At 41.7% G+C, this 13,448-nt stretch carries 12 protein-coding genes and 4 tRNA genes; 2 read left to right on the forward strand and 14 right to left on the reverse strand.

Annotation, left to right across the window (positions count from 1 at the left end; genetic code table 11):
• The 13 genes from rpoB to murB form a co-directional block, all read right to left on the reverse strand.
• Positions 1–4,038: a DNA-directed RNA polymerase subunit beta gene (rpoB, locus tag HWV03_RS21060; protein WP_211677788.1), complete on the reverse strand. Its 4,038-nt coding sequence runs from the start codon at positions 4,036–4,038 to the stop codon at positions 1–3.
• A gap of 233 nt (positions 4,039–4,271) precedes the next feature.
• Complete coding sequence (rplL, locus tag HWV03_RS21065) at positions 4,272–4,637, reverse strand: 50S ribosomal protein L7/L12 (protein ID WP_211677789.1); 366 nt, start codon at positions 4,635–4,637, stop codon at positions 4,272–4,274.
• Positions 4,638–4,684: 47 nt separating this feature from the next.
• A complete protein-coding gene (gene rplJ / locus HWV03_RS21070) occupies positions 4,685–5,188 on the reverse strand; it encodes a 50S ribosomal protein L10 (RefSeq protein ID WP_045108700.1) in 504 nt (167 codons plus the stop codon).
• Between the two features lie 374 nt (positions 5,189–5,562).
• Positions 5,563–6,261, reverse strand: a complete 699-nt coding sequence (gene rplA, locus HWV03_RS21075) for a 50S ribosomal protein L1 (RefSeq protein ID WP_211677790.1) — start codon at positions 6,259–6,261, stop codon at positions 5,563–5,565.
• Between the two features lie 8 nt (positions 6,262–6,269).
• Entirely contained in the window at positions 6,270–6,698 is a 429-nt protein-coding gene (gene rplK, locus HWV03_RS21080) for a 50S ribosomal protein L11 (RefSeq protein ID WP_045108698.1), read from the reverse strand.
• A gap of 185 nt (positions 6,699–6,883) precedes the next feature.
• Positions 6,884–7,426 (reverse strand): transcription termination/antitermination protein NusG, encoded by a 543-nt coding sequence (gene nusG / locus HWV03_RS21085; protein WP_211677791.1) that lies wholly within the window; start codon positions 7,424–7,426, stop codon positions 6,884–6,886.
• A 4-nt stretch (positions 7,427–7,430) separates the two neighbouring features.
• A complete protein-coding gene (gene secE / locus HWV03_RS21090) occupies positions 7,431–7,808 on the reverse strand; it encodes a preprotein translocase subunit SecE (protein ID WP_211673340.1) in 378 nt (125 codons plus the stop codon).
• A gap of 335 nt (positions 7,809–8,143) precedes the next feature.
• Positions 8,144–8,219 (reverse strand) — tRNA-Thr (locus HWV03_RS21095).
• 5 nt (positions 8,220–8,224) lie between these two features.
• A tRNA-Gly gene (locus tag HWV03_RS21100) sits at positions 8,225–8,299 on the reverse strand.
• A gap of 19 nt (positions 8,300–8,318) precedes the next feature.
• Positions 8,319–8,403: transfer RNA gene (locus HWV03_RS21105), tRNA-Tyr, on the reverse strand.
• Between the two features lie 28 nt (positions 8,404–8,431).
• Positions 8,432–8,507, reverse strand: a tRNA-Thr gene (locus HWV03_RS21110).
• Positions 8,508–8,657: 150 nt separating this feature from the next.
• The gene (gene birA, locus HWV03_RS21115) at positions 8,658–9,617 is read right to left on the reverse strand and encodes a bifunctional biotin--[acetyl-CoA-carboxylase] ligase/biotin operon repressor BirA (protein WP_249185562.1); all 960 of its coding nucleotides are present in this window, start codon (positions 9,615–9,617) and stop codon (positions 8,658–8,660) included.
• A gap of 1 nt (position 9,618) precedes the next feature.
• Positions 9,619–10,668, reverse strand: a complete 1,050-nt coding sequence (gene murB, locus HWV03_RS21120) for a UDP-N-acetylmuramate dehydrogenase (RefSeq protein WP_255546968.1) — start codon at positions 10,666–10,668, stop codon at positions 9,619–9,621.
• Between the two features lie 65 nt (positions 10,669–10,733).
• On the opposite strand from murB, the gene HWV03_RS21125 reads away from it, so the two are divergent.
• A complete protein-coding gene (locus HWV03_RS21125) occupies positions 10,734–11,162 on the forward strand; it encodes a GNAT family N-acetyltransferase (RefSeq protein ID WP_211673343.1) in 429 nt (142 codons plus the stop codon).
• 66 nt (positions 11,163–11,228) lie between these two features.
• Positions 11,229–12,287 (forward strand): 3-deoxy-7-phosphoheptulonate synthase, encoded by a 1,059-nt coding sequence (locus HWV03_RS21130; RefSeq protein WP_211677792.1) that lies wholly within the window; start codon positions 11,229–11,231, stop codon positions 12,285–12,287.
• Positions 12,288–12,382: 95 nt separating this feature from the next.
• On the opposite strand, the gene glpX is transcribed toward HWV03_RS21130, so the two are convergent.
• Complete coding sequence (gene glpX / locus HWV03_RS21135) at positions 12,383–13,399, reverse strand: class II fructose-bisphosphatase (protein ID WP_211677793.1); 1,017 nt, start codon at positions 13,397–13,399, stop codon at positions 12,383–12,385.
• Positions 13,400–13,448 lie beyond the last annotated feature (49 nt).

The following is a 13,448-nucleotide window of genomic DNA, read 5'->3' on the forward strand; positions in this document are numbered from 1 at the left end:
TTATTTCTTACCTTTGTTTTCATCTAGTTCGATGTTGATACCCAATGAGCGGATCTCTTTCAACAATACGTTGAATGATTCAGGCATACCTGGGTCCATACGATGATCGCCGTCTACGATGTTTTTATACATCTTAGTACGACCGTTCACGTCATCAGACTTAACAGTTAGCATCTCTTGTAGAGTATATGCTGCACCGTATGCTTCCAGAGCCCATACTTCCATCTCACCGAAACGCTGACCACCGAACTGAGCTTTACCACCCAGCGGTTGCTGAGTAACTAGGCTGTAAGAACCGGTAGAACGTGCATGCATCTTGTCATCAACCAAGTGATTCAGTTTCAGCATATACATGTAACCAACGGTAACTGGACGTTCGAATACGTCACCAGTACGACCATCAAATAACTCTAATTGACCTGATTCTGGTAAATCAGCCAATTTAAGCATTTCTTTGATTTCAGCTTCAGCTGCACCATCAAACGCAGGTGTAGCCATTGGCAGACCTTTACGTAAGTTGTGCGCAAGAACACGAACCTGCTCGTCAGAGTATGTTGATAAATCAACTTTCTGATGCGTATTACCGATGTCGTATGCTTTTTGCATAAATTCACGGATCTTAGCAAGATCTTGTTGTTCTTTGATCATGTTATCGATTTTACTACCGATACCACGAGCAGCAAGGCCCAAGTGAACTTCAAGTACCTGACCGATGTTCATACGCGATGGTACACCCAGCGGGTTAAGTACGATGTCAACTGGCTCACCAAACTTATCGTGTGGCATGTCTTCAATAGGAACGATTGTTGAGATCACACCTTTGTTACCATGACGACCAGCCATCTTATCACCCGGTTGGATACGACGTTTAACAGCTAGGTATACTTTAACAATCTTAAGTACACCTGGTGCTAAGTCATCACCTTGGGTAATTTTACGGCGTTTGATATCAAACTTAGAATCAAAGTCAGCACGTAGCTCATCATGTTGCTTAGCTAGGCCTTCTAATTGAATCTGTTGTTCTTCATCAGAAAGAACAATCTCTAACCATTGTGCGCGAGAAACAGCATTAAGTTGCTCTTCCGTTTTACCTGCAGCAAGTAATAGAGATTTAACGCGACCGAATAAGCTTTCTTCGAAGATAGATAACTCTTCAGTTAAGTCTTTTTTCGCTTCACGCAGTTGCATCTGCTCGATGTCTTGTGCACGTTTATCTTTATCTACGCCATCACGGGTAAATACTTGCACGTCAATTACAGTACCGTAAACAGAGTTAGGTACACGTAATGAACTATCTTTTACATCAGATGCTTTTTCACCGAAGATAGCTCGTAGAAGCTTTTCTTCAGGCGTTAATTGTGTTTCACCTTTAGGGGTTACTTTACCTACCAGGATATCACCCGGCTTAACTTCAGCACCAACGTAAACAATACCAGACTCATCTAGTTTAGATAATGCGCTTTCACCCACGTTAGGGATATCCGCAGTAATCTCTTCGCTACCAAGTTTAGTATCACGCGCAATAGATGACAATTCTTGAATGTGGATTGTCGTTAGACGATCTTCTTTTACAACACGTTCAGATACAAGGATTGAATCTTCGAAGTTGTAACCATTCCAAGGCATGAATGCGATACGCATGTTTTGGCCAAGTGCTAATTCACCTAAGTCTGTTGAAGGACCGTCAGCAAGCACGTCACCTTTAACCACTGCTTCACCAGTTAATACTGTTGGGCGTTGGTTAATACATGTGTTTTGGTTCGAACGTGTGTACTTAGTTAGCGTGTAGATATCAATACCCGCTTCACCTGGTACAAGTTCATCTTCGTTAACTTTAACGATGATACGACTTGCATCAGCATAGTCGATTGAACCGCCACGTAGCGCAACAACAGTTACACCAGAATCGATTGCTACCGCGCGTTCAATACCAGTACCTACTAATGGCTTATCAGCATTTAGTGTTGGTACTGCTTGACGTTGCATATTCGCACCCATCAATGCACGGTTAGCATCATCGTGTTCTAGGAACGGAATTAGCGATGCCGCCACAGAAATAATTTGCTGTGGAGATACGTCCATATACTGAATTTGGTCCGCAGACATAAAGGTTGTTTCACCTTTGTGACGACATGGAATAAATTCATCTTGTAATACACCATTTGTATCGATAGTTGCGTTAGCCTGTGCTACTGCATACAGACCTTCTTCGATAGCAGAAAGGTATTGAACGTCATTAGTAACTTGACCGTTGATAACTTTACGGAATGGCGTTTCTAAGAAACCATAATCGTTAGTACGGGCAAATACAGCTAGTGAGTTAATTAGACCAATGTTTGGTCCCTCTGGAGTCTCAATCGGACATAAACGACCGTAGTGAGTTGGATGTACGTCACGTACTTCAAAACCAGCACGTTCACGTGTTAGACCACCAGGACCTAATGCAGAAATACGACGTTTGTGCGTCACTTCTGACAATGGGTTATTTTGATCCATGAACTGAGACAGTTGTGATGAACCAAAGAACTCTTTGATCGCAGCTGAGATCGGTTTAGCATTGATTAAATCTTGTGGCATTACTGCATCAAGATCACCAAGACTTAGACGTTCACGAACAGCACGTTCTACACGAACTAAACCAACACGGAATTGGTTTTCTGCCATTTCGCCAACTGAACGAATACGACGGTTGCCAAGGTGATCGATATCATCAACTTCGCCTTTACCGTTACGGATATTAATCAAAGTTTTCATCACTTCAACAATATCAGCTTTGTTCAGAATGCCTGAGCCAGTATCTTCTTCGCGGCCAATACGGCGGTTGAACTTCATACGACCTACAGTAGATAGATCATAACGTTCTTCTGCGAAGAAAAGATTTTGGAATAATGATTCTGCCGCTTCACGCGTTGGTGGTTCACCAGGACGCATCATACGGTAGATTTCAACTAGCGCTTCAAGTTTGTTAGTAGTTGAGTCAACACGTAATGTGTCAGACATGTAACTACCTACATCAAGGTCGTTCGTATAAAGAACATCAATTACCTTGATACCAGCTTGTGATAATTCAGCAACAGATTCTAGTGTTAGTTCAGCATTCGCTGCAACAATCACTTCGCCTGTTTCTTCATTAACGTAATCTTTAGAGGCTACTTTACCAGCGATATACTCTAATGGTACTTCGATCTCTGTTACGCCGTTCTTTTCAAATTTCTTGATATGACGAGCAGTAACACGACGACCATTTTCAACGTATACTTCACCGTTAGCTACGATGTCAAATACCGCCGTTTCGCCACGTAGACGGTCTGGCTGTAGTTCCATCAATAACTTGCCATCTTTAACTTCAAAACGCGTAGTGTCGAAGAAGATTGCTAAGATTTCTTCCGTCGTGAACTCAAGTGCACGAAGAATAATTGATGATGGTAATTTACGTCGACGGTCAATACGAACGAATAAGCTATCTTTCGGATCGAATTCAAAGTCTAACCATGAACCACGGTAAGGAATAACGCGTGCGTTATATAATACTTTACCTGATGAATGGGTTTTACCTTTGTCGTGATCAAAGAATACACCAGGACTACGGTGTAACTGAGATACGATAACACGCTCTGTACCATTGATAACAAAAGTACCAGTTTCAGTCATTAATGGGATTTCGCCCATGTAGACTTCTTGTTCTTTGATATCTTTAATAGTACCTGCTGGTGCATCACGATCGTATAATACAAGACGTAATTTAACACGCAGCGGTGCAGAATAAGTAACACCACGGGTTTGACATTCTTTAACTTCAAATACAGGTTCACCTAAACGGTACGATACATATTGAAGTTCAGAAGTTCCAGAGTAACTTTTAATAGGGAACACGCTACGGAATGCTGCTTCCAGGCCGTATTCACCTGTGTGATCCATTTCTAAAAACTTTTTAAAAGAGCTAGTTTGAATAGCCAACATTTGCGGCTTAGCCACAACTGGTGCACTTTTACCAAAGTCTTTACGGATACGTTTTTTTTCGGTATTAGAGTAAACCATTTGGTTCCTCAGCTCGCTGATAAGTGACCCACTCTGCCCTTAAAAAGGACAGCTCTAACAACATCATTATATGTTTTTTATCCTGTCTCGACCAAAAGAATTGGGCTAAACAGTGCGCAGAATTTTGGTTGAAATGATGTGAAATTTCCAAACATCCTATAGCGCAAAAAGGCCGGCGATTAAAGAATCACCAGCCAATGCCTTATGAGGGCAATAATCTATTTAAGAATAGACTATTTGATCTCAACAGTACAACCAGCTTCTTCTAGAACTTTCTTAAGTTCTTCAGCTTCAGCTTTTTCTACAGCTTCTTTAAGAGCTACAGGTGCAGATTCAACAACACCTTTAGCTTCTTTAAGACCTAGGCCTGTAGCACCACGAACAGCTTTAATTGCTTTAACTTTGTTGTCGCCGAAAGAAGCAAGAATTACGTCGAATTCTGTTTGCTCTTCAACAGCAGCGCCTTCAGCACCACCAGAAACAACTGCAGCTGCAGCAGATACGCCGAATTTTTCTTCCATTGCTTCGATTAATTCAACAACTTCCATAACAGAAAGTTCAGCAATTGCGTCGATGATTTGGTCTTTAGTGATAGACATGTGTCATTCCTAATATATTAAAATTTATTTTAGACAAAGCGGCTAAATTAAGCAGCTTCTTGCTCTTTTTGATCGCGTAAAGCAGCCAATGTACGTACAAGTTTGCCAGCAGATGCTTCTTTCATAGTCATCATTAACTGAGCAATAGCTTCGTCGTATGTTGGTAGTTTAGCTAGTTTATCAATGTTTTCTGCACCGATAAATTCGCCTTCAAATGCTAACGCTTTAACTTCGAAAGATTCTTCTTGTGCAGCGAAGTCTTTAAGAAGACGAGCTGCAGCACCTGGGTGCTCATTAGAGAATGCGATCAGAGTTGGACCGGTAAATACTTCGTTAAGGCACGCGAAATCCGTACCTTCAACAGCACGCTTCATAAGAGTGTTACGTACTACACGGATGTAGACGCCATTCTCACGAGCAAGCTTACGAAGACCAGTCATTGCACCTACAGTAACGCCACGTGAATCAGCAACTACTGCAGAAAGCGCAGCCTTGGCAGCTTCGTTGACTTCAGCAACAATTGCTTTTTTGTCGTCGAGACCTAATGCCATGGTCTATACTCCTGGATAAAACCGAAAAAAATCGGTATTTAAAATTTCCGACCAATACCTTGCCTTTGGCAGTAATATCAGTCGAACCATTACGGCTTGGATTCCAGAAAAAAATAAATTCTTCAGAGGTCCTGCACCATCTACGTAGGAAAGATCAAGTATTAACTAAAATAGCCGATCATTATTAAGTTATTCTTACAGAGTAAGCACAACTCCTACGGTCTTGGACGGAAGTAAACAACACTAAGTATTAAACTCAGTGCACTTACTTCAACCCACATTTTTTACTGGTCGGTTAATATTAATAAATTAGTATTAACCGACCAGCTAAATTTAAGGAACCGAATTATACTAAATAATTTAGTTCCTGTAAATTATTTAGTCTCTACAGTTGCAGCATCAACAGTTAGACCAGCACCCATCGTAGTAGATAGGCTGATCTTCTTGATGAATTGACCTTTAGCAGAAGCAGGCTTTGACTTGCTTAATGCTTTAAGTAGAGCTTCAAGGTTTTCCTTGATTTGCGCTGCTTCAAAATCCACTTTACCGATAGTAGTGTGGATGATGCCAGCTTTGTCGTTACGGTAACGAACTTGACCAGACTTAGCATTTTTAACTGCAGTCGCAACGTCAGGAGTTACAGTACCAACTTTAGGGTTTGGCATTAAACCACGTGGACCTAGGATTTGACCTAGTTGACCAACAACACGCATAGCGTCTGGAGATGCGATAACAACATCAAAGTTAAGCTCACCGGCTTTAACTTGTGCAGCTAGATCGTCCATACCTACGATGTCAGCGCCAGCAGCTTTAGCCGCTTCAGCGTTAGCACCTTGTGTAAATACTGCAACACGTACTTCACGACCAGTACCGTGTGGTAGCACAGTAGCGCCACGAACGTTTTGGTCAGATTTACGTGAATCAATACCTAGGTTTACAGAAACGTCGATGCTTTCTTTGAATTTAGCAGATGCTAATTCTTTAAGAAGTTCAACAGCTTCGTTGATTTCGTAAGCTTTTGTAGATTCCACTTTTTCGCGGATCGTACGCATACGTTTAGAAAGTTTAGCCATGATCAGTATTATCCTTCTACGTTCAAGCCCATTGAGCGAGCTGTACCAGCAATAGTGCGAACCATAGCTTCTAGATCAGCGCCCGTAAGGTCTGGTTGTTTAGTGTTAGAGATCTCTTCCAGCTGAGCGCGAGTAACAGTACCCACTTTCTCAGTGTTAGGACGACCAGAACCAGACTTGATGCCTGCCGCTTTCTTAAGTAAGAAAGATGCTGGAGAAGTCTTTGTTACGAACGTGAACGAACGATCAGAATAAACTGTGATAACAACAGGAGTCGGTGAACCCTTCTCTACAGAATCTGTTTTTGCGTTGAACGCTTTACAGAATTCCATGATGTTAACACCGTGTTGACCTAGTGCAGGACCAACCGGTGGACTAGGATTCGCCATACCAGCTGAAACTTGCAGCTTAATATATGCAGTAACTTTTTTAGCCATTTTAATTTACCTTAAATATGGGTGCGAACGCTGTATCCGACATGAATACAAGCTTCCCGAAAAACAAGGGCAGCGAATTATAGATATAATCGCTGCCCTTGCCAAGCATTTTGTTGAAATTACATTCAATAAAATGATAATTTTATTTTATTTAACCTAACCATTAATCTAAAAGGTTAATGGTATTAGCCTTTTTCTACTTGACCGAAATCTAATTCAACCGGAGTAGAACGACCGAAGATCAATACAGAAACTTTTAAGCGACTCTTTTCATAGTCAACTTCTTCTACAACACCGTTAAAGTCTGCAAATGGACCGTCGGATACACGAACCACTTCACCTACTTCAAATAACGTCTTAGGACGCGGCTTATCAATTGCATCTTGAAGACGGTTAAGAATGCGATCAGCTTCTTTAGAACTAATCGGAGCTGGACGCTCTTTCGTACCGCCAATGAAACCAAGTACACGTGGTAAGCTACTTACCAAATGCCATGATTCATCGTTCATTACCATTTGAACTAAAACGTAGCCAGGGAAGAACTTACGTTCACTCTTGCGGCGTTGACCAGCGCGCATTTCAACAACTTCTTCCGTTGGAACAAGTACTTCACCGAAGTATTCTTCCATGTTGTGAATTCGAATGTGTTCTGTTAATGTTTTTTGAACACGACCTTCAAAACCGGAAAAGGCTTGAACTACGTACCATCTCATTTTCTGTTCAGACATGAACTTATACCTTTACATCTGTGATAAATGCAACTACGCGAACTAGAATTCCATCTAATCCCCATAGCACTAACGCCATAATAGCGGTAACAACTAATACGATAAGTGTAGTTTGGATCGCCTCTTGGCGCGTAGGCCAAACTACTTTACGTACTTCTGTTCTTGATTCAGATGCAAATTCAAGCGCATCGCGCCCTTTACTTGTCTGTAATGCAATGCCACCAGCAATAACAGCGGCAATAATTACAGCAACTGCGCGGATTAACACTGATTCTTCACTAAAAATATTGTTACCAATAACTGTGCCAATTAGAATTATAGCAACTAGTACCCATTTTACAGTTTCTAGTGCTTTTCCTTGGTTTTCAGTATTTGAAGTCATACTACTAACCTGTACCTTAAAGACAAAAAAATCCGCTGTTACACGGTGATGACAGTGGCAGGAGGGAGATAATCGCACTCACAAACATCAGTCTGGAGACCGCCTTTCTACCAATTGGAGCTACCCCTACAAACGGAGCACCTAATTATAGGGGCTTTCGTTTTTCATGCAAGTTATTCGTAAATAATTATGAATAATATTTGAATTACAAATAGCTTAAATTCGTTATAATTAAATTTATTTTTTGATTTTTGATTTTTAAATCTTGAATATTTTTAAGGTATCGTTATTTGGTATGGAGAATATAGAGAAGAAGAAATAATTGACCTGAAAAATGGTGCTGATACCCAGAATCGAACTGGGGACCTCATCCTTACCAAGGATGCGCTCTACCGACTGAGCCATATCAGCAAATTTGGAGCGGGCGGCGGGAATCGAACCCGCATTATCAGCTTGGAAGGCTGGAGTAATAGCCATTATACGACGCCCGCATGCGTCCTGAATACAAAGTGGTGGAGGGAGAAGGATTCGAACCTTCGAAGGCTGAGCCGTCAGATTTACAGTCTGATCCCTTTGGCCACTCGGGAACCCCTCCACATATTGTACTTCAGTAACGAGTTAAATGGTGCCGACTGCCGGAGTCGAACTGGCGACCTACTGATTACAAGTCAGTTGCTCTACCTACTGAGCTAAGTCGGCGGCGTCACTTAACGAGGAAGGATATTAGAGTAAGCCCCGACCTCTTGCAACCTTAATCGATAAAAATCAGTTCTTTTTTGCTCTCATGGTGAAATATTAGCCATTTCGACTAAGCTTCGACTAAAAATCATTAGTAAGATCAATATTAGATTAAGTATCTGCACGTCGTAACGATACTTCACCACCAATTTGTGGACTAATAATGCCATTAATTTCTAATAACAACGCCCCACTTTGATCAATACCTTTCGCAATACCATATTTTTTCTTATTTCCGACGCTAACTAACACAGGACAATTTTTAAATGCATCACAATTGTTCCACTCTTCTACAAAATGTCCAAAACCAAACTGCTCGAAGTCAGTTAATATTTTGATTAGGTGTGTTAAATAACGCGTGGCTAGTTCATTACGATCAAGTAGGTGCGGTAATTGCTGATTTATATCAGTCCAAGCTTGATCAATTTCCAATCCGGCTTGTAATGGCATATTCACGTTTAAACCCAGGCCAATGACTAAATGGCATTCACCACCTGCCGTCGCAATAATCTCGACGAGTACACCTGCAATTTTTTTACCATCCACATATACATCATTTGGCCATTTCAATTGGGTATTAGCAATACCCAACTCTGTGAGTGTACGCGCAACAGCAATACCAATCACTAAGCTGAGTCCAGATGCAGCTTGAATACCAGCGTCTAAACTCCAATAAGTACTGGTGTAAAGGTGTGAACCATAAGGAGACACCCACTTTTTACCACGGCGTCCTCGTCCGGCGGTCTGATATTCAGCAAAACAACTGTGACCTTTGGTTAATAACGCCGCTTTATCCAATAAATGCTGATTGGTCGAACCAAGCACTTGATGACTTTCAATACTGACACCACTACCGTCTGCGATCAGTTGAGCATCGAGTAATTGTAAAGGTGCAGAAAGCTTATAACCTTTACCTGTCACTTTAAATACATCCAGACCGATGCTTTCTAATACTTTGATCTGCTTACTTACTGCCATGCGGCTAACGCCCAATCTTTCACCAAGAGCTTCTCCAGAATGAAACTCACCATCTGCCAGTAAACGAATCAGTTGCTGCCTTGATACCGTCATATTAACCACGACACACCTCCGCTAGATTGGTTTCGCCATCACGACCCATAAAGCGAACCTCATGGTGTAATTCAATTGCAAATCGCGCCATCACCGTGGCTTGGATATGCTTTGCGAGTGCAATAATGTCGCCCGCGGTTGCAGAACCCGTGTTAACAATAACCAGTGCTTGTTCCGTGTGTACTTGTGCTCCACCTTGCTGGTAACCTTTTAGATTGCATTGATCAATTAACCAGCCTGCGGCTAGTTTAATATCATCACCAGCAGGATAATGAGGAATGTCAGGGTGCTTAGCCACAATAGCGTTAAATTGCGTTAAATTGATGATCGGGTTTTTAAAAAAACTACCTGCATTACCGAGCTGATTTGGATCCGGTAATTTTTGTTGCCGCGTAAGGCAAACCTGCTTAAAAATTGCTAATGCCGAGACGCCAGCCCCTAAATTCGCTAATGGTCCGTAGTTAATTTTGGCAATCCAAGGTTTGTGTAGTTTAATGCCGACAGCAGTGATCACCGCGCTGTTTTTAAGTTCACCTTTGAAAACACTGTCACGATAACCAAATTGACATTCTGCGGGTACATAACGCTGTACTTTCAGGCTTTCGATATCAAGTACATCCACATAATCACAGACATCCTTAAATTCAACGCCATAAGCGCCAATGTTTTGTACTGGTGCGGCTCCGACAACACCCGGAATCAACGCCAGATTTTCTAAACCATCATAGCCTTGGGTCAATGACCATTCCACAAATTCATGCCAATTTTCTCCAGCCGCCACATGTAAACAAACCACATCATCTGCCGATTCATTCACTGCTATGCCCGTCAAGCAAATACGGATAACAAGTCCATCAAAGTCATCGCAAAATAATAAATTACTACCGCCGCCAAGAATTAACCGTTGAGGCGCAGGGATCTGTAGTGCTAACTTAAGCTCACTTAACGTGGTAACGGTGACAAACTGTGTGGCATAAGCATCAACACCAAAGCTGGTATAAGGTTTTAAATTGTGATTTTTTAGTATTTGCATGAAATAATTAACACTCATAAGGCATAATTCACTGCAGATAATAACGTATCTGCATGCAAAACCGAATAATAAAAGGCAACAACATGCAGTTTCAATGGTTAAAAAAAATAGAGAACCCATTAGTTAAGCCCTTCTATAAGCAATATTTGCCCTATTCAAGACCCAATAAAGCAGAGCATATTGCTGTATTAAAAGAGGGTAATAGCATTGTAGCTTGCGCGCGATTACGCCCTATTGGTGAGTTATCTTTATTAACAGGTATGTTGGTCGCTCCCGATCACCGAGGCCAACGCCTTGGCCACCATATTTTACGGCACATGCGCTCTCAATTTCAGAATAATAAAACGTTCACTTTTGCTTTGCCTCATCTTGAACAGTTTTATGGTCAGCATGACTTCTATCCGACAACGCAAGCGCCGAACGATATACAGCAACGTTTTTTAGCCTATCAAAAACAGGGTAAACAACTGCTGTTATTAGGATTTAATGATTCGAATCAAGCTAACATCTGATTATCTTTATAATAAGGTGAAATTACGTTAAGCTGATCACAGCCCATATTTAGATTAATAGACATCATGACAATTAAAACAGACGAACTTAGAACTACCTATATCGACCAGGTGATCACTCCAAGTCAACTGGTTGAAGAGTTTCCATTATCTGATAACGCTGCAAAACAGCTAATCAATAACCGTCGTGAAATAGAAGCGATTATTGAAGGCAAAGACAAACGCCTACTGGTTATCATTGGCCCTTGCTCAATTCATGATACTAGCGCGGCGTTAGATTACGCTCGCCGTCTAAAACCATTGCAAGAGCAGTATAAAAGTAGCTTAGTTATTGCAATGCGTGTGTACTTTGAAAAACCACGTACTATTGTGGGCTGGAAAGGTTTGATCAGTGATCCTGACTTAAACGGTCAATACCAAGCGAACAAAGGCTTACGCTTAGCACGTAAATTGCTCGTTGATATTACTGAAATCGGTTTACCAATCGCGACCGAATTTTTAGATATGGTTAACGGTCAATACATTGCAGACTTAATCAGTTGGGGTGCAATTGGCGCGCGAACCACAGAAAGCCAAGTTCATCGCGAAATGGCGTCAGCCTTGTCTTGCCCTGTCGGTTTCAAGAACGGGACTGATGGCAATACCAAAATTGCTATCGATGCCGTACGTGCAGCACAAGTTCCACACATTTTCTACTCTCCAGATAAAGATGGCTTGATGACGGTATATCAAACACACGGCAATCCATTTGGTCATGTGATCTTACGTGGTGGTAAAACACCTAATTATGCTAAATCACACATTGACGTAGCGACCAAAGCATTAAGTGATGCAGGTTTAGCACCGTCTGTCGTTGTTGATTTTAGCCATGGTAATAGCCAGAAGGTACACACTAACCAACTAAACGTAGCTGAAGATGTAATGGCTCAAATGCGCACGGGTAGCATGCAAATTTCAGGTATCATGGCAGAAAGCTTCATTGAAGAAGGTAACCAAGCTGTCGTTGCTGGTGAGCCTTTGGTTTATGGTAAGAGTATTACCGATGCTTGTATCCACTGGCAAGATACTGAAAAATTATTAGCGGATCTAGCCCTGGCAGCAAGTGATCGTATCGCGATTGCGTAAGCTAAGCGTTATATTATAAAAACGAAAAAGCCGCGTTAATAACGCGGCTTTTTGTTATCTAATCAATCACGATTCTATGTTTATAAAATGATGAGTTATAAAATAATACTTTGTAAATCTGCACCTTTACGATTGAGCACATGTATTGATTGAATACGACGAATAGTGCCCGACTTACCACGAATAACCAAGGTTTCCGTCGTTGCAATATTACCTTTACGCTGCACACCTTCAACAAGATCGCCTTTAGTGATACCTGTTGCGGCAAAAATCACATTATCGGTTTTCGCTAATTTATCCAATGGTAAGATCTCACCAACAACCAAGCCTAATGCCTGACAACGTGAAATTTCGATTTCACCTGCCGCGCGGTTTTCAGGAGTATCACCTTTCACATCATGACGCGCTAATAATCGCGCCTGCATGTTGCCGTCCATAGCCCGAATAGCAGCAGCAGAAATAACACCTTCAGGCGCACCACCAATACAATACATCATATCAACGTCACTATCTGGCATACAGCACAAGATAGACGCGGCAACATCACCATCGGGTAACGCAAACACACGTACGCCCATTGCTTGCATGCCTTTGATTTTATCATCGTGACGAGGTTTTGCTAAGGTCACTACAGTTAGCTCACTGATGTCTTTATCTAGCGCGTGAGCAACATTACGAATATTGTCTTCAAGGGATAAACGTAAATCAATGGCGTCTTTAGCATCAGGGCCAACCACTAATTTTTCCATATACATATCAGGTGCTTTTAGAAACGCGCCTTTTTCGCCGACAGCCAATACTGCAACTGCATTAGATTGACCCATTGCTGTCATACGGGTGCCTTCAATCGGATCAACAGCGATATCAACCGCGTCAGCTCCGGCTATTTTCGTACCGACTTTCTCGCCTATATACAACATAGGTGCGTCATCGATTTCGCCTTCGCCAATAACTATTTCACCATCAATATCGATTTTATTTAGCATCACACGCATGGCTTCAACAGCAGCGCCATCAGCAATATTCTTATCTCCGCGGCCTAACCATTTATAACCAGCAAGAGCAGCGGCTTCAACGACACGCGAAAATTCAATGGCAAGTGTACGATTCATGTCTTAACTCCTATATATAAGTGGGTACACTTTAAAGCACCACCTATCT

Source organism: Moritella sp. 36 (assembly GCF_018219415.1).
Classification (GTDB): domain Bacteria; phylum Pseudomonadota; class Gammaproteobacteria; order Enterobacterales; family Moritellaceae; genus Moritella.